28 protein-coding genes, 1 tRNA gene and 1 pseudogene are annotated in these 25,319 nt (G+C 65.2%); 15 read left to right on the forward strand and 15 right to left on the reverse strand.

Translation table 11 applies throughout. The annotated features are described in order from the left end of the window. Positions 1-6 precede the first annotated feature (6 nt). Entirely contained in the window at positions 7-1,179 is a 1,173-nt protein-coding gene (locus AB0M88_RS27680) for an MFS transporter (protein WP_364107180.1), read from the reverse strand. A gap of 71 nt (positions 1,180-1,250) precedes the next feature. Between AB0M88_RS27680 and AB0M88_RS27685 the strand changes: the two genes are divergently transcribed. Together AB0M88_RS27685 and AB0M88_RS27690 are read left to right on the forward strand one after the other, a co-directional pair. Continuing rightward, positions 1,251-2,195: a D-2-hydroxyacid dehydrogenase family protein gene (locus AB0M88_RS27685; protein ID WP_364107182.1), complete on the forward strand. Its 945-nt coding sequence runs from the start codon at positions 1,251-1,253 to the stop codon at positions 2,193-2,195. After that, positions 2,195-4,921 (forward strand): BTAD domain-containing putative transcriptional regulator, encoded by a 2,727-nt coding sequence (locus tag AB0M88_RS27690; RefSeq protein WP_364107184.1) that lies wholly within the window; start codon positions 2,195-2,197, stop codon positions 4,919-4,921. Before AB0M88_RS27685 ends, AB0M88_RS27690 begins: the two co-directional genes overlap by 1 nt. On the opposite strand, the gene AB0M88_RS27695 is transcribed toward AB0M88_RS27690, so the two are convergent. Further along, the gene (locus AB0M88_RS27695; RefSeq protein ID WP_364107186.1) at positions 4,918-5,622 is read right to left on the reverse strand and encodes a class I SAM-dependent methyltransferase; all 705 of its coding nucleotides are present in this window, start codon (positions 5,620-5,622) and stop codon (positions 4,918-4,920) included. The genes AB0M88_RS27690 and AB0M88_RS27695 overlap by 4 nt on opposite strands. 20 nt (positions 5,623-5,642) lie before the next feature. After that, positions 5,643-6,446: an S-methyl-5'-thioadenosine phosphorylase gene (locus tag AB0M88_RS27700; RefSeq protein WP_364107188.1), complete on the reverse strand. Its 804-nt coding sequence runs from the start codon at positions 6,444-6,446 to the stop codon at positions 5,643-5,645. Positions 6,447-6,571: 125 nt separating this feature from the next. On the opposite strand from AB0M88_RS27700, the gene AB0M88_RS27705 reads away from it, so the two are divergent. From AB0M88_RS27705 to AB0M88_RS27715, 3 genes are all read left to right on the forward strand, one after another. Then, positions 6,572-7,129, forward strand: coding sequence for a YqgE/AlgH family protein (locus AB0M88_RS27705; protein WP_364107190.1), 558 nt, complete (start codon positions 6,572-6,574; stop codon positions 7,127-7,129). Between the two features lie 71 nt (positions 7,130-7,200). After that, a tRNA-Ala gene (locus AB0M88_RS27710) sits at positions 7,201-7,273 on the forward strand. Between the two features lie 133 nt (positions 7,274-7,406). Next, positions 7,407-7,745 carry a hypothetical protein gene (locus AB0M88_RS27715; protein ID WP_364107192.1) on the forward strand — a complete coding sequence of 113 codons (339 nt, stop codon included), beginning with the start codon at positions 7,407-7,409 and terminating at the stop codon, positions 7,743-7,745. A 123-nt stretch (positions 7,746-7,868) separates the two neighbouring features. Here AB0M88_RS27715 and AB0M88_RS27720 read toward each other — a convergent pair. From AB0M88_RS27720 to AB0M88_RS27745, 6 genes and pseudogenes are all read right to left on the reverse strand, one after another. Then, a pseudogene (locus AB0M88_RS27720) lies at positions 7,869-8,888 on the reverse strand (recombinase family protein); the annotation flags it as partial. Continuing rightward, positions 8,881-9,096: a hypothetical protein gene (locus AB0M88_RS27725; RefSeq protein WP_364107194.1), complete on the reverse strand. Its 216-nt coding sequence runs from the start codon at positions 9,094-9,096 to the stop codon at positions 8,881-8,883. The pseudogene AB0M88_RS27720 and the gene AB0M88_RS27725, both read right to left, overlap by 8 nt. Positions 9,097-9,199: 103 nt before the next feature. Continuing rightward, positions 9,200-10,864, reverse strand: coding sequence for an FtsK/SpoIIIE domain-containing protein (locus AB0M88_RS27730; RefSeq protein WP_364107196.1), 1,665 nt, complete (start codon positions 10,862-10,864; stop codon positions 9,200-9,202). 59 nt (positions 10,865-10,923) lie between these two features. Continuing rightward, a complete protein-coding gene (locus AB0M88_RS27735; protein WP_364107198.1) occupies positions 10,924-11,244 on the reverse strand; it encodes a hypothetical protein in 321 nt (106 codons plus the stop codon). Beyond that, the gene (locus AB0M88_RS27740; RefSeq protein WP_364107200.1) at positions 11,241-11,870 is read right to left on the reverse strand and encodes a DUF2637 domain-containing protein; all 630 of its coding nucleotides are present in this window, start codon (positions 11,868-11,870) and stop codon (positions 11,241-11,243) included. Before AB0M88_RS27740 ends, AB0M88_RS27735 begins: the two co-directional genes overlap by 4 nt. Before the next feature lies 1 nt (position 11,871). Beyond that, entirely contained in the window at positions 11,872-12,066 is a 195-nt protein-coding gene (locus AB0M88_RS27745; RefSeq protein WP_364107202.1) for a hypothetical protein, read from the reverse strand. 370 nt (positions 12,067-12,436) lie between these two features. Here AB0M88_RS27745 and AB0M88_RS27750 point away from each other — a divergent pair, with 370 nt between their 5' ends. From AB0M88_RS27750 to AB0M88_RS27760, 3 genes are read left to right on the forward strand one after another with little or no spacing between them, the layout of a single operon-like run. Further along, positions 12,437-13,141: a helix-turn-helix transcriptional regulator gene (locus AB0M88_RS27750; RefSeq protein ID WP_364107204.1), complete on the forward strand. Its 705-nt coding sequence runs from the start codon at positions 12,437-12,439 to the stop codon at positions 13,139-13,141. 7 nt (positions 13,142-13,148) lie between these two features. Then, a complete protein-coding gene (locus AB0M88_RS27755) occupies positions 13,149-13,625 on the forward strand; it encodes an NUDIX domain-containing protein (protein WP_364107206.1) in 477 nt (158 codons plus the stop codon). After that, positions 13,618-14,070: a hypothetical protein gene (locus AB0M88_RS27760; RefSeq protein ID WP_364107208.1), complete on the forward strand. Its 453-nt coding sequence runs from the start codon at positions 13,618-13,620 to the stop codon at positions 14,068-14,070. Before AB0M88_RS27755 ends, AB0M88_RS27760 begins: the two co-directional genes overlap by 8 nt. Here the strand turns inward: AB0M88_RS27760 and AB0M88_RS27765 are convergent. Further along, positions 14,067-14,621 (reverse strand): HD domain-containing protein, encoded by a 555-nt coding sequence (locus AB0M88_RS27765; protein ID WP_364107210.1) that lies wholly within the window; start codon positions 14,619-14,621, stop codon positions 14,067-14,069. The two genes, AB0M88_RS27760 and AB0M88_RS27765, sit on opposite strands and share 4 nt — an antisense overlap. Before the next feature lie 43 nt (positions 14,622-14,664). Continuing rightward, a complete protein-coding gene (locus tag AB0M88_RS27770) occupies positions 14,665-14,901 on the reverse strand; it encodes a hypothetical protein (RefSeq protein ID WP_364107212.1) in 237 nt (78 codons plus the stop codon). Between the two features lie 136 nt (positions 14,902-15,037). On the opposite strand from AB0M88_RS27770, the gene AB0M88_RS27775 reads away from it, so the two are divergent. The 4 genes from AB0M88_RS27775 (at position 15,038) to AB0M88_RS27790 (ending at position 18,263) form a co-directional block, all read left to right on the forward strand. Continuing rightward, on the forward strand, positions 15,038-15,769 hold the full coding sequence (locus AB0M88_RS27775; RefSeq protein WP_364107214.1) for an XRE family transcriptional regulator: 732 nt from the start codon (positions 15,038-15,040) through the stop codon (positions 15,767-15,769). Beyond that, positions 15,766-16,065: a hypothetical protein gene (locus tag AB0M88_RS27780; RefSeq protein ID WP_364107216.1), complete on the forward strand. Its 300-nt coding sequence runs from the start codon at positions 15,766-15,768 to the stop codon at positions 16,063-16,065. The genes AB0M88_RS27775 and AB0M88_RS27780 overlap by 4 nt, the downstream gene beginning before the upstream one ends. Before the next feature lie 624 nt (positions 16,066-16,689). After that, on the forward strand, positions 16,690-17,130 hold the full coding sequence (locus tag AB0M88_RS27785; RefSeq protein WP_364107218.1) for a DUF4365 domain-containing protein: 441 nt from the start codon (positions 16,690-16,692) through the stop codon (positions 17,128-17,130). Positions 17,131-17,135: 5 nt separating this feature from the next. Continuing rightward, positions 17,136-18,263, forward strand: coding sequence for a hypothetical protein (locus AB0M88_RS27790; protein ID WP_364107220.1), 1,128 nt, complete (start codon positions 17,136-17,138; stop codon positions 18,261-18,263). Between the two features lie 292 nt (positions 18,264-18,555). On the opposite strand, the gene AB0M88_RS27795 is transcribed toward AB0M88_RS27790, so the two are convergent. From AB0M88_RS27795 to AB0M88_RS27805, 3 genes are all read right to left on the reverse strand, one after another. Continuing rightward, the gene (locus tag AB0M88_RS27795; RefSeq protein WP_364107222.1) at positions 18,556-18,858 is read right to left on the reverse strand and encodes a hypothetical protein; all 303 of its coding nucleotides are present in this window, start codon (positions 18,856-18,858) and stop codon (positions 18,556-18,558) included. A 372-nt stretch (positions 18,859-19,230) separates the two neighbouring features. After that, positions 19,231-20,592 (reverse strand): hypothetical protein, encoded by a 1,362-nt coding sequence (locus tag AB0M88_RS27800; RefSeq protein WP_364107224.1) that lies wholly within the window; start codon positions 20,590-20,592, stop codon positions 19,231-19,233. A 1,146-nt stretch (positions 20,593-21,738) separates the two neighbouring features. Continuing rightward, positions 21,739-22,605, reverse strand: a complete 867-nt coding sequence (locus AB0M88_RS27805; RefSeq protein ID WP_364107226.1) for a hypothetical protein — start codon at positions 22,603-22,605, stop codon at positions 21,739-21,741. A 115-nt stretch (positions 22,606-22,720) separates the two neighbouring features. On the opposite strand from AB0M88_RS27805, the gene AB0M88_RS27810 reads away from it, so the two are divergent. Then, positions 22,721-22,912 carry a hypothetical protein gene (locus AB0M88_RS27810; RefSeq protein ID WP_364107228.1) on the forward strand — a complete coding sequence of 64 codons (192 nt, stop codon included), beginning with the start codon at positions 22,721-22,723 and terminating at the stop codon, positions 22,910-22,912. 191 nt (positions 22,913-23,103) lie between these two features. Continuing rightward, positions 23,104-23,346 carry a hypothetical protein gene (locus AB0M88_RS27815; RefSeq protein ID WP_364107230.1) on the forward strand — a complete coding sequence of 81 codons (243 nt, stop codon included), beginning with the start codon at positions 23,104-23,106 and terminating at the stop codon, positions 23,344-23,346. Positions 23,347-24,291: 945 nt separating this feature from the next. On the opposite strand, the gene AB0M88_RS27820 is transcribed toward AB0M88_RS27815, so the two are convergent. Next, positions 24,292-24,819, reverse strand: a complete 528-nt coding sequence (locus tag AB0M88_RS27820; protein ID WP_364107232.1) for a hypothetical protein — start codon at positions 24,817-24,819, stop codon at positions 24,292-24,294. Positions 24,820-24,867: 48 nt separating this feature from the next. Here AB0M88_RS27820 and AB0M88_RS27825 point away from each other — a divergent pair, with 48 nt between their 5' ends. Continuing rightward, positions 24,868-25,125 (forward strand): hypothetical protein, encoded by a 258-nt coding sequence (locus AB0M88_RS27825; protein WP_364107234.1) that lies wholly within the window; start codon positions 24,868-24,870, stop codon positions 25,123-25,125. Positions 25,126-25,319: the final 194 nt, after the last annotated feature.

Consider the following 25,319-nt stretch of genomic DNA (forward strand, 5'->3'; position numbering starts at 1 on the left):
GCCTGCTCAGCGAATCGTGTCCCGGCGGGGGACGAAGCGGAACAGGACCGCCGCCGCGGCGAAGCCGACGACTCCGGAGACGATGATGCCGGAGGCCAGGCCGGCCAGGGCGGTCACGGCCGAGAGGATCACCGGGCCCAGTGCCGCTCCGCCGTCGGCCAGTTCGCGCCACACGCCGAGGAACGTCGGGCGGCCGATCGCCGGTGCCACGTCGGCACCCAGCGTGTTGACGATGCCGGAGCCGATGCCGTTGCCGATGCCCATCACGGTGGCCGCCACGCCCAGCGTCACCGCGCCGTGGGTCAGCGGCATCGCCAGGAACGACAAGCCCATCACCAGCGTGCACGGGACGGCCACCGCCCGGCGGCCCCAGCGGTCCATCACCAGCCCGGCCGGATAGAAGACCAGCGCCTCGAGCGCGCCCGAGACGCCGAACAGGATCGACGACGTGCTGGGGTCGAGGTGCAGGTGCTGGGCCCACAGGGGCATCACCACCTGCCGGGTCTGGCGGATCGCCGACAGCAGCAGCACCCCGACGCCCAGCGTGGCCAGGACCCGCCAGTGGCCACGGGTGATCGACCAGGTCGAGGTGTCCTCGGCCGAGGTGTGCGAGGGCAGGTCGGGCACCGTGTACGCGATCGCGCCGGCGCCAAGGATGGCGACCAGGGACGCGGCGTAGGCGCTGTCCAGGCCGTACAGCTTGATGAGGCCGGCCCCGGCGAACGGGCCGATGAACGCGCCGATGCGGGCCATGCCGCCGAGGGTGGACATCGCCCGCGCCCGCATCGCGAGCGGGACCACCTCGGTCAGGTAGGACTGGCGGGCCAGCTGGAAGACCGCGCCGGCCATGCCCTGGGCGAGCACGCCGATCGAGAAGAGCCACAGGCCCACGTCGCCCAGGCAGAGCGCGAGACCGGCCGCGTTGATGGCGGCCGCCCAGATCATCGAGCGGCGCTCGCCGAACCGGGTCGTCATCACGCCGGCCGGGATGTTGGAGATGATCGAACCGATGCCCATCAGCGAGACGACGAGCCCGGCGACGGCGATCGAGGCGCCGCGTTCGATCGCGCTGATCGCGATCACCGGCGCGATCACTCCGGAGGAGAACCCGTAGAGCAGGGACGGCCCGTACGCCGAGACCCCGACCGACCGCAGCCGGAAGGGAGTCTCGGTGGTCATGGATCTGATCCTGCTCGCCGCCGGGAGGGACGGCACCGATGCCCCGGGCAAGCGAGGTATAAAACACAGGCATGAGGATCGTGGTGCTCGACGACTATCAGCGTGTGGCCCGCCGATACGGGAAGTTCGACGACGACGTGCACGTCCTGCACGAGCACCTGGCCGACCCGGTCGAGGAGTTGAAGGACGCCGACGTGGTGGTGGCGATGCGCGAGCGCACCCCGTTCCCGGCCGAGATCTTCGACCGGCTGCCCCGTCTGCGCCTGCTGGTGACGACCGGCATGGCGAACGCCGCGATCGGCCTGGAGGCGGCCGCCGCGCACGGCGTCACGGTCTGCGGCACCGAGATGCACGGGTCGAGGAACACCGCCGAGCTGACCTGGGCCCTCATCCTGGCCTGCCGGCGACATGTGGTGACCGAGGACCGGGCGCTGCGTGACGGCCGCTGGCAGACCACGGTCGGCACCGACCTCGCCGGCAGCACCCTGGGCCTGCTCGGACTGGGCCGGCTCGGGGCCCAGGTCGCCAAGATCGGTCGGGCTTTTGACATGCGGGTGGTCGCCTGGAGCCAGAATCTGACACCGGAGAGGGCCGGGGAGGCCGGTGCGACCTGGGTTTCGAAGGAGGAATTGTTCACGGTCAGTGACGTCGTGAGTGTTCACTTGAAGCTGAGTCCGCGTACGGAAAGTCTGGTCGGTGCCGCCGACCTGGCGGCCATGAAACCCATCTCGATTTTGATCAACACCTCCCGGGGACCGATTGTCGATCAAGATGCGCTGGTCAGCGCGCTGGCGTCCGGTTCGATCGCCGGAGCGGGCCTGGACGTCTACGACGTCGAGCCGCTGCCGGCCGGACATCCGCTGCGCGGCGCGCCCAACACCGTGCTGCTGCCCCACCTCGGTTATGTCACCGAGCGTGCTTATTCCTCGATGTTCGAGCAGGTCGTCGAGGACATCGCCGCCTGGCGTGACGGTTCGCCGGTCCGCGTGCTGGCAGGACCTACGCTTGCCCCCTGATGTCTTCCTTGACGTTCACCCTCCTCGGGCCGGTCCGGGCCTGGCGCGGTGAGACCGAGATCGATCTGGGAACGCCCAAGCAGCGGGCGTTCCTGGCCCTCCTGCTGCTCCAACCCGGCCACCCTCTGTCACCGGATGAGATCGTCGCCGTGCTGTGGGGCGACGATCCGCCCGACTCGGCGCACAACCAGGTGCAGCGGCACGTCGGCCTGCTCCGCCGGCTTTTCGAGTCGGATCTCAAGGCGCGAGGCGCCTCCCGGTTTCTCGTACGCGGTTCCGGCGGTTACCGCCTCGACGTCGACCCGGAGGCCGTGGACCTCGGCCGGTTCCGTGCCCTGCGCCAGCAGGCGACCGCCGCGTCGCTGCTCGAAGCGCTAGCTCTCTGGCGGGGGCCGGTCGCCGCCGGCATCCCCGACGAGATCCGCTCGCACCCCGCGTTCGTCGCGGTCGACGGCGAATATCTTTCGGCGGTCAAGTCGGCCGCCGATCTCGCGCTGGAGGCCGATCCCGAGGTCGCCGACCAGGTGCTGGGCGTCGTGCGGGACGCGGCCGCCCGCCACCCGCTCGACGAGGCGCTGCAGGCCCGGCTCATGCTGATCCTCGCCGCGACCGGCAAGCAGGCCGAGGCGCTCGAGGCCTACCGGACGACCCGGCAGGTGCTCGCCGACGACCTGGGCCTCGACCCGGGCGCCGAGTTGCAGGCGGCGCATCAGCGGGTGCTCAAGGCGGGCACGGAAAAGCCGCCGATCACCCTGCAGGCCCCGGCGCAGCTCCCGGCCGATCTCGCCGCCTTCGCCGGGCGGCGACACGAACTCGACCTGTTCCCGAGGATCGACGGGAAGCCGCGGGCCGCCACCGTGGTCACGATCAGCGGCATGGCCGGCGTCGGCAAGACCACGCTGGCCGTCCACTGGGCGCACCGGATCGCCGACCACTTCCCCGACGGCCAGCTCTACCTCGACCTGCACGGCTTCCACCCCGGGCGCGCGATCACCAGCCCGGCCGACGCGCTGCACTCGGTGCTGGAGTCGCTCGGCGTGCCCGCGGCCGCCGTCCCGGCCAGCCTGGAAGCCCAGTCCGCGCTCTTCCGCAGCCTCCTCGCCCGCCGCCGGATGCTGATCGTGCTCGACAACGCCCGCGACACCGCCCAGGTGCGCCCGCTGCTGCCCGGCTCGCCCGGCTGCCTGACCGTGGTCACCAGCCGCAACCAGCTCTACGACCTGGTCGCCGAGCACGGCGCCACCCCGATCACCCTGGAGCGGCTGCCCTACGCCGACGCCACCGAACTGCTCTCCCGCCGCCTCGGCGCCGACCGGGTCGCCCTGGAACAGGACGCCTCGGCCGAGATCGTCGAGCTGACCGGCCGCCTCCCGCTCACGCTGGCCATGGTGAGTGCCCGCGCCGCGATGAACCCCCGCTTCTCGCTGGCCGCGATCGCGGGCGAACTGCAGCGCTCACACGGCAGCCTCGACGCGTTCGTCGGCGAGTCCTCCCACTCCGACATCCGCTCGATCTTCGACTGGTCCTACCAGGTCCTCACCCCGGCCGCCGCCCGCCTGTTCCGCCTGCTCGCGATCCACCCCGGCCCCGACTGCTCGCTGTCCGCCGCGGCCAGCATCGCCGGCGAGACGGCCGCCGAGGTGCGGCAGTCGTTCGGGGAACTGCAGCGGGCCAACCTGGTCGCCGAAACCGAGCCGGGCCGGTTCGCCGTCCACGACCTCCTGCGGGCGTACGCCCGCGAGCTGGTGCGCAGCGACGACATGGACGCGGCCTGCCGGCGCCTGACCGACTATTTCGTGCACAGCGCGGCCGCGGCCGGCCGCCTCCTCTTCCCGGGACGCGAGGAAACCCCGCTCGACCCGCCGGCCGCCGGTTCGGCGCCGGCTTCTTTCCGGTACGCGGGGGACGCCGTCGCCTGGTTCGACGCCGAACGCCCGGCCCTGATCGCCGCGGTCAAAACCCGCAAGCCGGGCGTCTGGCAGCTGTCCCTGCTCCTCGAGATGTACCTCGACCGCATCGGCGCCTGGCTGATCCAGGTCGAGGTGCAGACCGCCGCCCGCGAGGCAGCCGACACCCCGGCGGCCGTGGCCGGCACCGAACGGGCGCTGGGCTTCGCCGAGGGCCGCCTGGGACGCTGGGCGACCGCCGACCGGCACCTCGCCCGCGCCCTCGAAATCTTCACCGAGATCGGCGACAGCCTCGGCCAGGGCCGCACCCACCGGCTGATGGCGTTCCTGCTCAACCGGCGGCTCCGGCACGACGAGGCGCTCTCGCACTACGCGGAAGCGGCCGACCTCTACGAGGAGACCGGGTTCGCCCGCGGGCTCGGCTACCTGCACAACGAGATCGGCTGGACCTACATCCTGATCGGCGACCACGCGAAGGCGCTGGAGGAGTGCCGGCTCGCCATCGAAAGCCACCGCGCCCGCGGCGACCGCAACGGCCAGGCGGCGGCCTGGGACAGCATGGGCTACGCCCAGCACCACCTCGGGGCGTACGACGAGGCGCTGGAGTCGTACAGCCAGGCCATGCGGCTCTACCGCTCGCTCTACGACCGCTCACTGGAAGCCGAAACACTCGTACACATCGGCGACACCCACCAGGCGGCGGGCCGCCCGGCCGAAGCCGCCCTGGCCTGGCGGCAGGCCCTCGAAATCTTCGACGACCTCGGCCACCCCGACGCCGGCCAGGTCCTCGACCGCATGCGCCTGGTCGACGCCCGCTAGCCGACCAGGCGCCAGGTCGAGACGTGTCTGGTGCTCTCGTGGGTGAACGGCTCGCGCGACCACGACTCCCAGCGGTCCTCCGGCTCCATGCCCGCCATCTGGGCCATCAGGTCGAGCTCGGACGGCCAGACATAACGGAACGGAATCGAGTTGAACGCCTCGCGGGACAGATAGTTGGAGCTCATCTGCTGGGTCGCGACATCGTAGCGATCGAAGGCCCACTCCCGCGGCCCATCGCGGAACGGCACCAGGTTTTGGCCCGGCGGCAGGCGCCGCAGGTCGGGCTGCATCGTCTCGATCAGGAACCGGCCGCCCGGCCGCAGGTGCGCGGCCGCGTTGCGGAAGCAGGCGACCTGGGCCTGCTGGCTGGTCAGATTCATGATCGTGTTGAAGACGAGGTAGACCAGGTCGAAGTCGCCGTCGACCCGCGTGCTCGAAAAATCGCCGATCGTCACGTCGATCCGGTCGCCGCCCGGCTTGGCCCGCAGCCGGGCCACCATCGCCCGCGACATGTCGATGCCGGCCACCCGCACCCCGTGCTCGGCCAGCGGCAACGCGACCCGGCCGGTGCCGATCGCGAACTCCAGCGCGCTGCCGCCCAGGCCGGCCAGAAGCTCGACCGTCTCGGCCACCGCGTCGACGTCGACCTCGGCGTCATAGGTCGCGGCGATCCGCTCGTCGAAGTAGCCGTCCTCGTCCATCGCCGCACGCTACCGACTTCCTACGGAAGATCGAAAGGCAATTTCAGCCCATCGAGTGCGGTTCCGCACGGACATTTCCGCTCGGCCGGGAGCCGGGTCACGGCCTCCAGGAGTACGCCCCGGAGCCGCTCGACGTTCCGCCCGAACACCTCGAACACCTCCTGATGGGTGACACCGCCCTCCCCCTCGACCCCCGCGTCGAGGTCGGTCACCAGCGCGATCGCGGTGTAGCAGAGGCCCAGCTCGCGGGCCAGCACCGCCTCCGGATGCCCGGTCATGTTGACGATCGTCCCGCCGATCGAGGCATACCACCGCGACTCGGCCCGGGTCGAGAAACGCGGCCCCTCGATGACGACCATCGTGCCGCCGTCGACCGCGCTGCCGACCTTGTTGCCGGCCGCCGCCAGGACCGCCGCGCGGCCGTCCGGGCAGTACGGATCGGCGAACGACACATGCACCGCACCCTCGTCGTAGTACGTCTGAACCCGCCCGCTCGTACGGTCGATCAGCTGGTCAGGCACCACGAACGTGCCCGGCCCGTGATCCGGCCGCAGCCCGCCCACCGCACAAGGCGCCACGATCTGCCGCACCCCCAGCGACCGCAACGCCCACAGGTTGGCCCGGTACGGGATCTTGTGCGGCGGGTAGCGGTGATCGCGCCCGTGCCGGGGCAGAAACGCCACCCTCCGGCCGCCGACCTCGGCGATCGTCACCGGATCGGACGGCGGACCGTAGGGCGTGGACAACTCATGCTCGGTCGCGCCCTCCAGAAGCGCGTACAGCCCCGAGCCACCGATGACACCGATCTCCGCGGTCGCGTTCATGCGCAGACCTTATCGGCGGCCGGAATCACGGGCTAATGTGCGAGGCATGGCGTTGCTGGATGACCTTTCGCGCTCGGCTCGAGCCGCCCGTGTATAGCGAGGGTCAGCGGATCGGAGGCCGGTCGATGGAGTCCATGACCGGTCAGCTGCTGGTTGCGACTCCGACCCTGAAAGACCCCAACTTCGACCGCACGGTCGTGCTCCTCGTCGCCCACGAGACCGGCGGCGCCCTCGGCGTGGTCCTCAACCGCGCCACCGAGGTCCCGGTCAGCGACGTCCTCGGCCAGTGGGGCGAACTCGCCGGCGACCCCGCCGTCCTCTTCGAAGGCGGCCCGGTCCAGCCCGAATCGGCGATCTGCCTGGCCCGCACCCGCCCCGAGATCAAACGGCGGGTCACCGGCTTCCACCAGGTCGCCGGCAGCCTCGGCACCGTCGACCTATCCGCCGACCCCGACCGCCTCCGCGACAGCGTCGCCGGCATCCGCGTCTTCGCCGGCTACTCCGGCTGGTCAGCCGGCCAGCTCGAAGAGGAAGTCGCCGCCGGCTCCTGGTTCGTCTTCGACGCCCTCCCCGGCGACCCGTTCATCGAACGCCCCGACGACCTCTGGGCCATGGTCCTCCGCCGCCAAGGTGACATCCTGGCCGCCGTAGCCCACTTCCCACCCGACCCCTCGCTGAACTGAGGGGGGTGTCCGGACCCGACCGGCCGGAGTGTGTAGTATTTCCTTCGTGCCCGGCGAGCCGGGCAGTGCAAGGGGCTGTGGCGCAGCTGGTAGCGCACCACACTGGCAGTGTGGGGGTCAGGGGTTCGAGTCCCCTCAGCTCCACGAGCAGGTTCTTACTTGAACCCACGTCGGCATCACCCTCTCGGGTGGTGCCGTTCTCGTTTCTGGCGTAGGTGACCAGCGGGGATACCAGGTCGGCTAATTCGTCGTAGGCGACGAAGGGTCCGTCGCCGTCGTGGTCGAGGTAGTGCTTCGCGAAGAAGGCTTGGTTGAGCTGTTGGCGTCCGCGCTGGCTGGCGTGGCGGTAAAGCTCCTTCGGGTCCGTGAGCAGCTCACAGAGCGTCGCCAGAGTCTCCCGCGCGGCTTCGAGACTCGGCGTCTCGTCCTGGTCGAGCTGGCGGGCGAGCCGGCCTCGCTCGTCGCGGACGTTGCGGAGGCGGGCGGCGATCTTGTCCTGCGGCCAGTCGGGGTCTCCGATCAGGTCGAGGAAGCGATCTTCTTTCGTGTTGAGTTCACTGAGCCGGCTTGCGACGCTCGCGCGGATCTGGGCTTGAGCGGCGCCGTTTCTGGCTAGCTGATCTTCGACGAGCGCGGTGATCTGCTGCCTGAGTCGGCCGGGTAGCGCCACGGTGGCGTAGTTGTCGAGGACGGCGGATTCGACCTTGGCAATGGGCAGGTAGGGCAGGTCGCAGTCGTGGAGCTGCCGCCCTCGGCAGAAGTAGTAGAAGTGCAGCTCGCCGGTCTTGCTCTTGCCGCGCATGACCATGAGTCGGCGCTGGCAGCGGGCGCACCACACTGCGCCTTTGAGGTAGTGGTTGTGGACGCGCTCGCGGCCTCCCCCGGTACGCCTCGACTCTGTTACCTGTTGGACGCGGTCGAAGACCTCGGGCGTGACCAACGGCTGGTGCCTGCCGGGATACTCCTGCCCTCGGTATTCGACCAGGCCGAGGTAGTAGCGGTCGCTCAAGAGCTTGCCGAGCGCGTGGATCGAGATTTCCGTGCCGCCCGGATAACGATGGGTTGGCTTGGTGCGGAGGCCGGCGTCCGTGAGCGCTTGGATGAGCGTCCGAACGGTGTAGGCGCCGGAGGCATACAGCTCGAAGGCGGAGCGGATCAGCGGGCCGCGTACCGGATCGACCGCGACCGTGCGCACTTCGCGTCCCTCGAAGTTCTCGCGGACGTTGAGGTAGCCGATCGGCGCCCGGCTGACCGACCCGCCTCGTAGGATCTTCTGTCCCATTTTGTAGGCGATGTCCGCTCCGGAGGCGCGCGACTGGTACTCGTTGACGCCGTCCAAGACGGTCGCGACCAGGTCGCCGATCGCGGTGTCCTCGGTGTAGTCCATGATCGAAATCAAGGTAACGCCGGCCGCACGTAGGTCCCGCTTGGTGATCGCGGCGTCGATGCTATTGCGGTGGAGCCGGGAGCGGGCGTAGACGATCACGTAGTCGATGTCGGGCTCGGCCTTAAGTCGGGCCATCATTTCTCGGAAGACTGGCCGCCCGTCGACCGTGGTCGCCGAGCGGCCGGGCTCGACGAACTCGGCCACGATGTCGGCGTCCAACTCCTTCGCGCGACGCTGGATGGCCGCGCGCTGTGCAGGCAGAGAGATGCCCTCGGGGTCGTAGTCGGTGTTGACCTGACCGGCTGACGAGACGCGCAGGTAGATGATCGCGCTCTTCCGGCGGGTGGTGGGCCGGTCGTGCCGCTCAGTCATTCGGTCGCTCCTTCAGGCGCTCGCGCTCCCGATCGCGGGCGAGGTCGTCCGCGATGATCGCGAGGACGCGGGCAAGGACATCTACATCGATGTTCAGCTCGCGCCGAGATGGGACTTCTAGGGACGTCTTGAGCTTGCCAGTCTCCGTCTCGGGCGTCTCTTCCGTTCGTATGCTGCGATTTCTCCTCTCGCCGGCGGGACTTGCCATGGACCTCCTTTCTTCCGATGCTCGATGTCCGCGCGGTTGTCCGTCCGCGCGCTGATCTGCGCAGACGCGCGCGAGCGGACGGACGTCCCCGCGGACGATGGGGTCAGGCGCGCCAGCGTCCGCGAGCGACTTGCCGAGCGCGTCCGGTAGCGGCGAGCGCTTGGAGCCGGTCATAGATCCAAGTGCGACGCATGCCGGTCGCCTCGATCAGCTCCGGGACAGTTAGCCCGGCGTCCGGCGCCTCGCCGAGGATGGTCAGAAGTGTCTGTTCCGGATCGTTGACGGTCTTCATAGGCGGCTCGATGGCGCGTGAGTGGTGCCCGATCGCGCTGCGAGACAACGGATCGAGGTCGGGCCGGTGGCCGGCGTAGCGGCCGGCCGTCTCCCGCACCTGGTCGTCGGTAATGAGGTAGGCGCGCGCCCGGCGTGGTTGGTTGTGTCCGTCGGCGAGGACGTAGAACTTGCCGGGCGCGTCCAGGGTGTGCGCGTGCCAACCGACGGCGAGCATGCCCCTATCCAGGATGAGGTCGACATCGCGGCGTTCCCGCACCCGTAGGCAGACGCGGACGCTCATCTGCGAGCGGAGCGCGCCGCCTCCCATGGCCTTCTGCGTCGGCCGTTGCGTGGCCGCGAGGATGTCGACGGCGACCGCACGACCCCGGCGCGCGACAGACTCGGCATGCCCGACAGCGTCGGGTGCGGTATCGGCGAGCTCGGCGTACTCGTCGATGACGATGACCAGAGCAGGCGCGTCCGGCGTGGGTCCCCAGACTCGGCTGTTGTCGTGGCTCGCCGCGTGCGCTCGGGCGTCCAGGACGGCAACGGCGTCGGCGAGCATCTTGGTTGCCTCGTCGGGGGAGGTGGCCAGGCGCCCGAGGCACGATGCCCATGGGCGGAGTTCCATGCCGCCCTTGAGGTCGATTCCCCAGAGCACGACGTCGGGGCAGGCGACGAGGTTGCCGAGGACGACGTTCAGAACGCCGCTCTTGCCGGAATCGGTCGTGCCGCCGATCAGGGCGTGTCGGCGTAGCAACGGGACTCGGACGGTCGTGGTGTCCTCGAAGACGCCGAGGTCGATCGGGTCGGCCAGCGAGCGGGCGGTCGGCCCTGGCCAAGGGATTGCACCGGCGTGCGGGTCGACGGCGAGGACGCGCATCGTGCACCGGCCGGCGTGCGCCGGATCTTGTTCGACGCGGACGGCGCCGGGTCGCGTTCCCAGTGCTGACTCGATGGCCGGTACGCGTGCCACGACGTCGGCGACGCTCTGGCCGGGGCGCAGCTTCATTCGGCCCCGCCAACCCCAGGTGTCGACGACAGCCGACATAATGCGCGACCCGTCAAGTCCGATTGTCTCCGCGAGTTCGGGCCAGGCATGGATGACCCGATCGACGCGGACACGTGCTCGACGCCGACGATGTGCCCACCAGGGAACGCCGAGCACCACCACGGCGAGCAGGAGGACGGTCGGCAGGGGCCTCATGCCAGGGCCAACCGCGGTCGCCGTTGCGAGCCAACCTCCGGCAACGATCGCCACCGTCGCCGCATAGACGCGTTCCTGGCCGCGCCTGATTCGGAGGCCGGCAGTCAGAGCCGTGATCGCCGAGATGAGTGCGACGGCTGGCCACAGGTCCGGATGGGTGCGATGGAAAATGAGTCCGGCCGTTGCGAGGGCGAGTCCGGCGCCGACGGGTGCGAGTCCGGACCGGTACCGGAACAACGCCCGACCGATTGCGGCCAAGCCGACGATCAGGAACGGTTCGTCGGGCACGAGCAGAAGTGGTTGTGGATTTCGCCGGCTCCATCGACGATGCCGACGGCCATAAGCCCTCATGCCGCGAGTTCGCCGTCGTCGAGCCGCACTCCGGTCCGGTGCTGCTCGATCTCGTCGCGGAGGTACGCGAGCGGGTCGGACTCGCCATCCTGATCGGCGCCGAGCGTGGCGCGAACTGCGGCCAGCAGGTTGGCGAAGTCCAAGCGCGTGCGGCTGAGTAGCCGGGCGAGACGGTCGACCTCGGCGAGTAGGACGGGAACGTCTCCGACGGCGATCCAAAGCGTGGTCGGTGTTCGTTGGTGCCGGGCAGCTAGTAGGTGGTTGAGAACAGCCTCCCGATCGATGATCGGGCGCGGCGTGCGCGGTTCGTTGGTCATGGGCGGGTTGGCGCCTCCTTTCGGTCGGTTTCTGTGGTGAGTCGGCGCCGGAGTTCGGATGCTTTCGGCCCCGCGATGCGGAGCGCCGAGCGCAAGCCGTCTCGGCTGATCGGACGCCCGTTGTGCGCGGCGCGGTGCCGGGCATCGGCGTCGCGAGCCGCGTCCAGGAGATCGCTCTCGGTCCGGCGGGTCCGGACTTGCGGACTGACCACCGGCGCGGGTGGCGGGTCTTGGATGGACGTGAGCGCGTGTAGATGGGCGGTGAGTCCGAGGACGGCTGCCGGCACGGCGCCGACCAGGACGATGATCGGCCAGGAGATCGTGATCAGCCCCGCAGCGTTCAGGTGATAGCCGGCGTTGCCAACGATGCTCGTGGCTATGGCGCCGATCGCGTTGGCACGGGCGAAGCTCCGGGCGCCCTTGCTGCCGACGGTCCCGGCGAGCCAGACGCGGGCCGACGTCATGGCGTACGCGTCAATAGTGATAGGCAACAGCCAGGCGAGTTGTTCGGGCCACCCGGCGACTTCAGCGAGACCCCGGAGGCCGGCAAAGCTCGCCACCGCAGCCGAAATCGCCGCGACGGCCATGCCGACAATGACCCACCAGTCCCGTCCCGCGCGGGCCACGTCAGAGATCCAGCCCGGCGACAAAGCGAGCCAGGGCGCGGAGTCCGTTGCCGATGTCCGGGCCAACAGACGACGAGGCGAGGTAGTAGCCGAACGCCGCGCAGATCGCTGCCTGCCAGAGCGGCAGGCGGGCGTACCGCCACAGCAGGAAGACGAATACGCCAAGCAGGATGACCGCAGAAACGGCGATCGTCATGCGTCACCGTCCTTGCGGTTGCGGCGCGTACGGATGCCCCTGTCCGCACCGCCGTGGCCGCCGCGCGGCCGGTGCCGACGGCTCCAGAGGTTCCGGGCCGTGCACTTCCGGCAGAGCTTGCGGTGCCCCGCGCCCAGTTGTGCGCCGCACGGGCACGTCGGGGGCTGCTCGGCGAAGTGTTGGATTTCCATTGCTGATCTCCTCTCAGGCTGGCGATACGAAGTCCGCATCGACGCCATTGAGAGTGCGATCATTGGACGGGACGTGATCAGGTCATGGCTGGACGTGTCGGAGATGTCTCGCCTAGGGTGGTCAATCTGCCGGACGTCCTGCTGGGGAGACGATGCCGAACGAGCGACTACGCTCCGCAATGTTGGAACGCGGGATCACCCCCGCCGCACTTGCGGAAGCGCTCAAAGTGGATCCGAAGAGCATCGAGCGCTGGATCAGCGGCCGAATGCCCTACCGGCGCCACCGATACGCGGCTGCTGCTCACTTAGGAGTCGACGAGGTCTACCTCTGGCCCGATGCGTTGCGCGCCGATCAGGTTGCGAGCGCCAGCGAGAGCGAGATCATCAACATCTATCCGCATCGCTGGACTGTCCCGTCCGACCTGTGGCGCAACTTCTTCGACAACGCCGAGTCCGAGATCGGAGTCCTGGTCTACAGCGGACTCTTCCTGTCCGAAGACGCCGGCGTGCGCCGCATCTTCCGGAAGAAAGCCGAAGCAGGAGCACGGGTGCGCATCCTCCTTGGCGACCCGGACGCCGAAGTCGTCGCACAGCGAGACGCCGACGAGGGCATCGAGAGTCTGGCAGCCAAGATCAAGAATGCAATCGTGATGTACCGGCCGCTCCTTAGCATCGAGGGCGTCGAGTGCCGGTTGCACCGCACTGTTCTCTACAACTCAATCTATCGAGCCGATGAGCAGTTGCTGGTCAACACCCACATCTACAGCTTCCCCGCATCGGAGGCGCCAGTCTTCCACCTCAGGCGGGTTGCTGGCGCCACGATGGTTTCGACGTACGTGGACAGCTTCGATCACGTGTGGGATGGCGCCACACCGCTGGAATGAGGCAGGTATGGGACGACGCATCGACTACTACGACGATCCTGAGGCTCCCAAGGCCAACAGCGTGGTTCCCTCGGCGAACGCCGTCGTGGTCGACGACCAGGGCGCCATCCTGTTGATTCGTCGCTCGGACAACGACAACTGGGCGCTTCCCGGCGGCGGCATGGATCTCGGCGAGTCGCTGCCGGAGACCGCAGTAAGGGAGACGGCCGAGGAAACCGGGATCGAAGTCGAGGTCACCGGCCTGGTGGGCATCTACACCGACCCTCGTCACGTCATCCTGTACACCAGCAACAACGAGGCACGGCAAGAGTTCTCGGTGGTGTTCACGGCGCGGCCCGTCGGCGGCACACCGACGCCGAGCGACGAGTCGACCGAGGTTCGCTGGGTGCCGCCGAGGGAGATCGGTTCCTTACCGATGGACCGGTCGATGCGGATGCGGATCGACCAGTACCTCACCGCGCCGCTAGACATCCACCTTGGATAGCGACTGGCTCAGCGCCTTTGCCGACGTATTCTCCGCGGTCGGGACCGTCGGAGCATTCCTGTTGGGATTCTTCCTGCTGCGGCGTGAGCACCGTCGAGAGGCTGACCGTGCCGAGGACGAGCGCCGGGCACAAGCCGAGCGCATCAGCGCGTGGGTCGAGTTGACGAGGAAGGCTGACGGCGGTCGCGAGCTGGACTTCCACGTCCACAACGCGAGCGCGATGCCGATCTACGAGGTGGAGTTGCCGCTTCCCGCTCGCGGTGGCGAAGAGCCAGGGTCCGAGTTTGTTGGACTCGTGCCGCCTGGCCGCACAGTCCAGCGATCGGCGCCAGCGGAGTGGCTTCGGTCGTACGTCGAACCCGAACCCGTCCAGATCGAGTTCCTCGATAGCGCGGGCCGGCGGTGGAGTCGCGACGAGCAGGGAACTCTTTCACGTACGGACTAACCCTGGCCGTCGGCCAGGGCTGTCCTGACTATCTGAACCGATTCGACGATCAGCGGGCCGGCCTCGCGGATAGATCTAGCCACGAGGTGGTCGGGTCCGTAACGGCTTGCGATCTCTGCTAGGCGTTCTTCCACCTCGACAGGCTCACCGTCTGGCGTTGTCGTCATGTCGGCGTACGTGATCGCGTCCGACAGCATGCCTTCGACCGGCGCAAACTCCGCGGCGAGATCTTCATCAAGACGCCGGTTCCGTGCCTCGATGAGCGCACACGAATGATGAGCGACCAGCCGGCAAATCAGGTCATCGGCACGCTCGACGTCTCGCAGGTAGCGAGCGCCGTCAAGCTGGTGCATGCCCGTCACCACAAGATTGGGCGCATAGCCGATGTCATGGAGCCAGGCCGCAGCAACCAGGGTCGGGCCGTCAGCGCCGACCAGATGAGCCACTGACTCGGCCTTGTGGCCAACGCCCTGGCTGTGGGACCAACGGCGCGGGATCGACTCGGCCAGCAATAGGCGCGCAAGGTCGCGGGCACGTTCGACTTGATCCACATGGGGAGCCTAGCGAACGTCCCGTGATAAAGCGCCCAGGTCGCTACCGGTCGGCAACCTCCTCAGACTGCAACCCGTTGATCAAAGCTGCGGCGAGCCGATCGGCGACCGAAGGCACAACGTCGCCGATTCGAACCACGGGCTGCCCCTGGTGCCCGATGACGTCGTGCAAGGCCGGAAACTCCTGGCCGACGTCGAAGCCAGCATCTTCGAGGGCCAGCGCAAGGCGATCGACTGAACTTCTCGCGTCGTCCTCGCTTGCACCTGCATCGCGTCCCATGGCTGCCCGTCCGTTTCTCTCCTCCGTGGAGCTTGGCGCCAAGTCTTCACTTCTAGTGACGGACGTTGAACTACGACTCAGGACGTCTTGGGACTTCTTGGCTAGGATGAGGTGTGCCCTGGGATGGGAGCAGCGCGTGAATAACCTGCTTGTACGAGCCTTGCGCAGCGCCGGCGTTGATGTCGTGGATGTCGCGGCGCGCTTGAGCGTGGACCCGAAGACCGTGCAACGGTGGATCAGCGGCCGCATGCCGTACCCCCGTCATCGCGACGCCTTGGTCGGACTCACGGGATGGTCAGCTCACGAGTTGTGGCCGAGCCTTCCGCATCCAGTCGAGCCGGCCGCGATAGCCGACGAGGTCCGAATCATCTACCCGCACCGCTCGGCAGCGCCCTCCGACTCGTGGGTTCGACTGCTGGGCCGCGCCGAGCACGAGATCGACATCTTGGCTTACAGTGCGCTCTTCCTCGCCGAGGACTTCTCGGCGGTCGAGCTGCTGCGCGCGAAGGCGCGAGGCGGCGTACGCGTACGCATCGCGCTCGGCGACCCGGACGGCCAACACATTGCCAGCCGAGGGGCCGAGGAGCGCATCGGTGCCGGCATGAGCGCCCGCATCCGTACCGCCCTCGTAAGCTTCCAGCCGTTGGCCGAGGAGCCGAGCATCGACATTCGGCTACACGACACGGTGCTCTACAACTCCACCTACCGCGCCGACTCAGAGATGCTCGTCAACCCCCACGTCTACGGCAGGCCGGCCGCGCACGCTCCAGTAATCCACCTCAACGGCACGGGCGACGACGGCATTGTGTCGACTCACATGGAATCGTTTCAGCGCCTGTGGGCAGCGGCGAAACCGTCGAAGGTTTGACCCGCGCCCTCCATCCAAACACCGGCGATTCCGGGCCGCCGACGAGGCAGAACGCCGGATCGGAAGAACACCGCGTGCGCATCCTGCCGAGCTGGGCACGGCTCGGCCTCTGCACACGTGACGCACATACCGCCCGACGTGACCGTCAGGTGCAGGTAGAGATCGGCTTCTGCCTGAGCCAGATCGTCTTGAGCGTCCTCACCGTCGCTCAGCGGCCGTCGCATCGCCGGCGCAATTTCCTTGGCTTGACGCTGGTTGCGCAGCGGGCCGGCGCCGGTGTCGGGTCGCGTGTCTAGGTCCTGGGGTTGCACTGAGCGTCCTCCGGTGCCAATGGCCGCGATCTTGCCGCAAGCAAGATGCGCTAACCAGCCGGAGACCCGGCCGCACGGCGTAGCGCACGTACGACCGGGCCCTCGATCAACACCGTTGCCACCCGGACCACGACCGCGGGGGCTCTTCAAGATCGTCGTAGCGAGGCTGCCTCGGTGCTGCTTTTGAGCTTGGAGTCGTTGTGACCGGTTTCCAACCGCATCCGGTCGGACGTCCTTGTGACGACTAGTCGTCCCACCGCCCCAGAATGGCGGGCCGGCGGATGCGTCGATCTCGTCATGCCGGGCGGGGCGAGCGTGCTCACGAAAGCCATCAAGAGTCCATAGCCGGAATCGCCGCCCCAATCGACTGTGGAGGATCACCGGTACGGGGGACTGCCAGGCAACTTGCCGACCGCTACCGTTGGTGGGCTGGTTCTCGGCTTGGCGGTGGACAAAGCAGCCGTGGCGGGTCGACGGGACTGATGGAGACAGTTGACCTTGGCGTCGATCGAGCATCACGACCTCACATCGGTCACGGAAGGTGGCCCTGGTAGCGCGCCTCGGAGTGTCGGCTATCTCGGACATAACGCCCGTAAGGCACGATATGGTGTGGCCTACTTCCAAACCATCTGCAGTCAGGCCGGCTTTGGGTTTAGTGAGACTTCGCCAGACGAGGACATGCTGGCCGTCGATGGACAAGTCATCTTCCCTGCGGCTTCAGCCTCGGTACAGGTTAAGTGTTCGTCACAGTTCAAGATCTCAGGCCGTTCCGCCTCCTGGCCGGCCGAGCCCGGGTGGCGAGACAAGTGGAAGACATCCCTGGTGCCGGTCTACTTCGTGCTGGTGATCTTGGATAACGCGGAACCCTCTGGCTGGATCTCCCACCACGGCGCCGGGACGGACCATGCCGCAGGCGCGTTCTGGACGCGGGTTGATCAAATGGCCCCGGTCCGTAGTATCGAGATACCGAAGACGCAGCGTTTGACTGCCGAGACGCTAGAACAATGGCAAGGCGAAGTCGTCGATAGTTTCGCACCGCCGGGGAGGTGAGACGAGTGACCACTGAAATCCTCGTTCCCGACCTTCGGGACATCCAGGGATACATGAGGCATACCGGGTGGCAAGAATATCCTCCTGGGCGTGCCGGCAGTCTCTGGTCTAAGGCTGATACACAGATTGGTGTTCCACATAACGGCGAGCATAAGGATGCCGTAGTCGGGGTCGTGGAGCGCCTAGCGTTTGCTGAGTCGCGCCCGCTTCGGTCCATGGCTGAGCGAATCCGACATTTCCGCTTCGATATCGCACATTTGCGAGCGGTCAACGATTTTAAGATCGCCGACTCGATTCCCCTTGAAGCCGGGTCAGTCATTACAAACTCAGCCCGCATGATGCTTCGATCATCTGGCACAACTTCACGCGGCATCAGAAGCGAAATTGCTGGAAGCTACTCAAAAATTGGCGACCGAGTCGTCCAAGAAGCCCGGATGGGCCACACTGAACGCGGCTCATTCATAATACCTGTCCTCGTTAAGCTTCCTGAAGTTGAGGAGCCTGCAGTGGGCCAGGGATCGTTCGTGTCAATCGCGAAAAGTGCGCCGGAACCGTTCGAGCGACGGGTCATGCGAACCTTCGCTCAGTCCCTGGCTGCGGTCAAACAATTAGTGGTTGAGCCAGCATTAGAACCATCAATCGAGGTTCTTTTCGCTATAGTTGAGCGAGGTGTTAGTCGCGAGTTCTGCTGGGCTTTGAGTCGTGTGCTAGAACAGAGTGCAGTTAGCAAGTTTGATACCCGCTTCAGCTGGGCTGAGTCTGTCCAACATTCTCGCTCCCTACCAGAATCCGTGGAACTGGACGGGGAAGCGCACGAGCTAGTAGAGATGACGGCTGACAAACTAAAGGTCCACAAAGTAGAGCCACATCAGGTTTTCTCAGGAAAAATTGTGGAGCTCAGACACAACACCGGCGACGCGTATGGCTGGATCAAAGTCTCGACAATTCGCAACAACCGAAACTCCGAGATATCCGTACGCCTGCCCGCCGACCACTATAATGACGCAGTTGAGTGGCATAGGGATGCACGACCGGTCTTGGTCGAGGGCCAGATACAACGAGCATTTGGCCAGCGCGCGACCGTTCGAGATCCTCGGCGCTGTTACCCCGTAGACGAGACCTTCCTACGTTAGATTCGCAAAACCTGCCTCAGCTAAGTGAGGCCGCAGATTGCACGTCAAAAGAATTATATGTTTGCGGTTGAGGCCGCATTTCAGTTGCGATTACATGCGGATCTACATTCGGCGGCGCAGCACGTTTGGCCAAGTGGTGGTCCGACGAAATATCAACGAAGCAGTGCTCAACAATGGGGCTTCAGGTTTTCGACTCTTTGATTAGTCGACAAATGCCAAATGAAGGCTCAACTAACCGGCTTCTTTCGACTTCAGGCGTCGGCTGACGTTGCGGCGCCGCATCAGGCCAGTGCTAATACACTATGTCCGAACCGAAGTGTGTGCGACTTGAAGGCGTTAACTCGATCTCGTGCTTATGCAGAAGAGCAACACCTTCAAGTCTCTCCTCATGCCCGAGCGATATGTATACCAAAGCCCTATCGCCCGAGAATGACTCCGCGTCGATTGTGAACGCCGCAGGAGAGTTGGGCTCAAGCCTATGCGGCAGTTTAGGGCTATCCATAATGCCGCAGTTTCCGCCGTTCAGCACCGTCTGCCTACCCTCTGCCGCCTCGTGAATCAAGATACCAACGACGGTGGTGCTTTCTTTGCCCATATTGGTCAATGTTATTAAGAAAGCTCGAACGCGATCATTGGGTCCTGTAACAAGATTCTTCATATAGGAGGCTCGTCCGATTACCTTAGGGCGTGCGCGTCGAATTTCTGCAACGTTATTTTTGGCCTGCCAAAAGCCTATCGCTAACGACGTAAGTGAGACCGCCAAACTAACTATAGATAAAATGAGCGCCCAGCTGGACGTTGTCGAGCTTGCAGCTCCGAGCAATAAGGGTCCGGTCATGGATCTGAATATTATCCGACCGAGCGCGACACGGGCTAAGATAATGCAAGAGTCGAAGGCGGCTTGGTTTGCTTGCGCTGCGTGTTAGCCCTGCTACGGCTAGGCGACGTTCAAGCGCAAGTCACGAGCCTATGATGCTCCTTGGTCTGGAAGCGGTCGGACGGTTGCCCATGGCACCAGTCTGGTTTCGCCGAGCCATCCATCCATTGGTAGCTGAACCTGCATCTCACCGTCGTAACCGACGGCGTACAGAACCAACATGTTGAGATAGCAACGCGACAGAAGCCAGGCATCGGTCATTAGGCCCGGTATGTGGTATACCTCGTCGCGAGGGGATTTCGGGTGAACCAAACAATTGCGAACTTTCACGAGCGCGGCCGGCCCGTTCCGCGTTGAACGGCCACGGCCCGCGAAAGACTCAAGCGCCGGCAGTCCAAGTCCATGGAGCGTTGGCGAAATCTTCGCAAGGCTGAGAAGCTTCCCTAGCTTCCGCGTACCCGTCCAAGCTCTACTTTCGAAATCTTGCTGGCTAACGTGGCCACGCAGCACCAATACTACCCACGCCAGGTTTTCAATCGCCGTGAATGCTGTCGATATTCGTTGCTCAGTAAAGCCGCCTTGATTGGAGAGAACTGCGCTAATCATCTGAAATCTAAGGGGGCCGTTTGTCCCGTCGATCTCAAGAGCTTCTAAGGCTGTCGTAAGAAACTTTGACACGTCCTTGTATGAATATTGATAGAGTACCGGATAGCCAGTCTTTTGGAGCGGTTCGACTATTGGGCTCGACCATGATTCCCAGTGCACGGTGCCTGCCTCAGAGAACCCGACCGGCAGCATTGGCGCAGCCCACCGGCCGAGCGCGAATGACGTCGCTACTCTAATGTTCTCCAAGACCACCACCGCCGCATCCGCTGAGAATGGCTTTCCGTCGGACCTCCTTAGCTCCATTACGTGAGTGATTGCGTACACATGTTCACGCTTCGCCGCGGCAATGATGTCTGAGAAGTCTTGGCGGCGGTCAATAGTGATGTCCCACCCCGCAGCGCTAAACGAGAACCGTCCGGTCCACCAAGAGCGAGAACCTCCAGGTGACGTCGCGGTGAGGACTTCGTTTCCGTGGATTTCTGGCAAATTGACCCAATGTGCAATGACTCGGCCGAGCGGCTGGCTCGTGGAATACTCGGCGTGGTTCAATATTCCCCAGTCGATTTCGCTACGAATAGCTTCCGACCGCCAAGCCTGGCCATTACGCTGGAATGACAATGTAAATGGTTCGACTGGGCCGTAGAGATCGTCTCGATCACCCTCGATACGCCAGATGAGGTATGGCCCACGGGCGAAGTTTAGCTCTACTACACCAGCGTGCCGATCCGCCTTGGGGATGCCGCCCAATAGGCCTTGATGGAGCGTTATGGACGCCGAAGGTGAGGAGAAGGCGTAGACGCCTTCGAGTGGTTTCTGGGCCGCTGGTCCGTCCGTTGATGCGTCCATGTCGATCTCCCCAGAGCCGCGCGAGGCTCCCCGGAACCGGGCAGCCGGACAGAATACGGTCGCCGCTTCGGCGGTGCAAATCGCTGTGTTTGCCGGCTCGCTGGGGACCGGCTGAGTCGAGTGGCCCGGCCCCCTTGGTCACGCTGGCCGGTTGGGCCGTGCTCGCTGCCGTTCTCCGAGCAGTCGACCAAGGGTGCGCGTGAGTGATGACACACACGCGCGAGTCAAAGCTTGCGCAAGGCGCTAGTCGGGCTTCGACGCCAGTCAGCAAACCGCAGCTCGGCCATCTTGGCTGAGTACCGTCCTGGCATTGTGATATTTAGTGAGGATCGACGACGGGATTAGCCCTCGCCGCGACAAGTTCGGAGCTTTGACCAGCGGAGGTGCGAGTGACGTTGAGCAAGCCGGCTCGTAGCCGCTTTGCCTCCTGCGCGGGGTTCAAGTACGCCGTCCATCAGCTCGACTCATACGAAACGCTGGGACCCATGGTCCGAGCGTTTCTTTGTGCCAGGACCGTGCCAGATTTCGCGGCTGGCCTGAGGCTGCCTACCCCAACCACGACCACGGCTGCCTCCTTGTGATTCTGAGTCGTGTGCTGACAGACCAGGGCAACGTCGGCCCTGAGCGAGAAGGCTCCGTCAACAGCTGAGGTGGCCCCGTTCGGTCGCTGAATCCTGTTCAAACTTTCTGTACGTCTTCAAGGCGGCCCGAAACGGGCCGCTCACGCTGCCTACCAGGGCGTCATGGCCGCCCCTAGCAAGCTGGGCGGGGCGGCCATGCCAACGCCCGTCGGCTGGCGTGCAGGAGCGGAAGTCGGGCCGCGGCGACGGTAGTGGTACCCCGGGGTGGCGGCAGGGGAAGTGGCCGGCTGCCGACCGGCGCGGCCATGGGCGACGCGGCCGAGCTGCCCCGAGTCGAGGCCGTAGCGCGTGGCGAGGCACGTGCGTGGTTGCGGTAACTGCTCCTCTGGCGGGGGCTCTCCGGCTCCGGGATGTTCGCGCACCCCGCCACCCTCTTCCTGGGGCAAGCCGAGCAGACCCCGCCGGCGCCCGCCAGCCTGGGTGCCTAGTGTCAAGCCGTCTTGACGCGGCGGCCGCCGGCGTGCCCCGCTCCCACAGTGGCGGATCGAGGGTGACGGGATGGCTGCTAGGCGATAGCAGCATTGGCTTTGCGACGCCGACGTAGTTGCCGCTGAGCTTGGGCGCGCGCGCATCCGTGCGAGCAGTAAATCACGCCCGTTGTACGGTTCTGGCCGTGATCTGCTCGATCGCGCTGTCGCACAAATACATTAGAGCATGGTTCATTCGCGCAGCGTCGGAGGGTTGCTTGCTCCGTAAGGTGATTATACATTTGCAGAAACGAAACGGCATAAATTGTTGGTTGCCGCTCGCTTAGCTCACCGATACCTGCACTAAATATTTTCAGTGCCGCATTAAGGGTGGCGCCCATATGTTCGACACGCTCGTCGATAAGGTGATTGCGCAGGTCGGACATCGTTTGATACTCAGGAAGAGCAGACTGTGCTTCGTATAGCGCATCCTCTGTCGCATATTCCTCGACGAGATCCTCCAATCCATGCTCAATTTGAGACGCTATCCACGTCTCGATCGCCCGCTGCGCCTCCTCAAGGTGCACCGTCAAGTTGCTGCGGTGATAGCCATTCTCGTAATAGTCGTCGTCTGGCAGCTCGATTTGAGTGGAGTCAGCAAGATGGGTTGCCTCACCGTCGAGATCTTCAAGCTTGTAGGAACTAAAGCTGCCAAACTTGGATATCAAATCCTTTATCGCTTCAAGATCGTCACATTGAAGATCCATAAGTTCCCGCAAATAGAAGTCGGTGGGTAACTCGGCCGTAGCTGGCCTTCGCGGATCTTGAACTGGCCACAAGATCCAGTCGTCGACGATCTCGACGTCCGCTATGGATCGTAACTTCGGCGGTGGGATGACCATGCCCGGCCAGACCGTAGTACGAAATTGTGGCCTGCCGTACTTCACATCCGCTCTTGCCCTCATCGGATCCTCCGTAGCACGATCGATGCCGTCACCGTACTACGCACACGTCCGCGCCTCTAGATAGTCCTTCGGTCGGGTGCATCGAATCGATCAAGGCTTACTAAGGGGAACGCCGATGAACTATGACGAGCTGGACAAGAATTCCTCAAGTTGGCACGAGCTGTTGACGTCGGAAGCTCGCGCTGTTGAACAGAGGAACCTGCTGATCGAGAACATCGTTGAGGATCACCAGAACGCTCACGACGACAGCTTCAAGTGGTGCAAGTCAAAGGCATGCCGCACCGTCGCATATCTGCTGCGCTGGTGAGGGTGAGTGACTAACTGGGTGACAACGGAGAGCGGCAACATCGGACGACCATGGACGCCTTGGACTGCCTGCGCAGGTCACCACGCCTGGGAACAGAGGTCCGGAGCCCATGATCGTTCCTTGACGCGGAAGCGGTCGAACTCGATGCGGGCGAGGTACCGGGCGGCGCAACGAACGTTATCGTCTCGTCCATGCAACAGCAGGGAACTCTCCTCGCAGCTATCGGCCAGAGCATCGAGTTTGTCGGCGCCATCTGGCTGCTCTTCGTCGCCTGGCGCGCCAAACAGGGACGAGGTAAGGAATCTGGGCCGATGACTTACGCCGACGTGCCTAAGCTCCACCAGAGAATGGCAGCTAGCGGATATGGCGGTGCGGCCATTACAGTGGCGCTGGGACTGGTCTGTGCGGTCGTAGGCGGTTGGATGCAGGTCTGATGAGGCCGGACAGCGGTTCATGCCAGGTCCGTGCTAGACGGGCTGGTCATCGTCGGGGCATAGCGGGGAACCACGGTAAGTCGATCTACTTCGTCCCTGCTCACCGCATTGCAGGCCAGCGATCTTGGGTGAGTGCCGTCCTGGCAGTGTGGTAGTCAGCGACGAGCGGTCGCCGGACTAGCCATCGCTGCACGAAGTCAGGAACTTCGACCAGCAGACGTACGAGCGACGTCGAGCAAACCGGTTCGCAGTTGTTCGGCTTCTTGCGTGGGGTTCAAGTAGACCGACATCAGCTCCACTCGTACGAAACGCTCGGACCTCCGGTCCGAGCGTTTTTTGTGCCATACCCGTGCCAGATCACGCGAATGGCCCAAGGGCGTCACCTCCACCGCGAAACACGGCTGCGTCGTCACCACCCCGGCCGTCGATGTCGCCGATGCCGCCGTCAATCGTGTTCAAACTTTCTGTACGTCTTCAAGGCGGCCCGAAACGGGCCGCTCACTCCGTCGCCAAGGGCAGCGCACCGCCGCCCGCGAGGGAATGCGGGCGGCGGCACGCTAACCGCTCCTCGGCGACACTCGTGGGAAGCACGGAGAGGTCGGGCCTGCCGAAGAGCGTCAAGCCGTTGAGCATTCGCGAGTTGGTCCGGCGGCCGACCGGCGCGGCCTGGGTGACGCGGCGCAGCTGGCCGCGACGGGCCGTAGCGCGGAGCGAGGTGGAAGTGCTGGTCGCGCTTAGTGCGCCTCCGGCCGGGGCACTCCGGCTCCGGGATGGTCGCGCATCCCGGCACCCTCGCCCCGGGGCAAGCCGAGCAGACCCCGCCGGCGCCACGGGCCTGGGTGCCTAGTGTCAAGGCCGTCTTGACGCGGCGGGCACCGGCGGTGGCCCGCTCCCTCGGTGGGCGGGTCGAGGGTGACGGGATGGCTGACTGCGTTCTGCCGGGGGTCATGGCCAGTCCGGTTCTGCATCGTCATCGGCGTACTCAGGGTTCAGGTCACCGCGGTCGCGCCTTGATGGCGGACGAAGATCGTGGAGCTTCAGCCGAGCGGCGATACCGCCGACGTTGCGCTCGAACTCGCTGCTGAGTTCGAGCAGCGATGCACCCCCGCGATACCGGACTATCAATCGGGCGTCCTCGTCGGCTGACCACGGCAGCCCGGCACGCGGGTGGGAGCCTCGGACATCGTTGAGCTCGGCAGCGTACTTCGACTTGGTGAGTCCGAGCGCTTTGGCGGCACTGCTGAGCGTCGCACTAATGGCTTTAGTGACAGGGACCAGGTCGTCAAGCGCGATGGTGCTGTTCAGGCTGCCCACCGTGTTGCCGTCGGGCTCAGTAGCGTCGAACGTGACACTGGCCTTGCCTTCAGCGGCGGTGACGCGGAGGGTGCATCGCCGGTCATTGATCAGCATGTCTCGTGTGACGTACAGATGATCGTCGCCGTCCGCGATGTTGCGGTCACTGCTCGCAGTCATATAGATACAGTAGAGCTTCGTAATTGTCCATGTTGGAAGGAAGCTTGCATGTCCGCCGAGCGAGTTGCGAAGCACCGTAGTGCTATGTCCAAGCCGTATATCATGATCATGCAGTTCGATCCGGCCAACGCAGAAATGATCAAGTTCGGCGACACCTACAGCAACTCGGATTTCAGTCTGGCCGAGGCGACGCGTGATGCGGCAGCGGCCGCCGAGCAAGCGGCATCTGAAGGAAGGCCCCTGCAATACCTAGTAGTACGGACCGAGTTCGTCGAGGCGTTCGCGTCGTACGAGGTTCGTGGGTGACTGGAATCGTGAGACTCAATCGGTAGCGTCGATACCCAGCTCGACTCGTGCCGCTTCGATCACCTTCCCTGCCAGATTGCCCAGATAAGTTGAGACGGTGGCAGATTCAGACAGTCGAAGCATTTACCTCTACGAGTTCGGCGAATATCTCGGAGGGCTTCTTCCAATTATGGATCTTACGGGGCCGGTCATTG

The organism is Actinoplanes sp. NPDC051411 (genome assembly GCF_040682075.1).
Classification (GTDB): domain Bacteria; phylum Actinomycetota; class Actinomycetes; order Mycobacteriales; family Micromonosporaceae; genus Actinoplanes.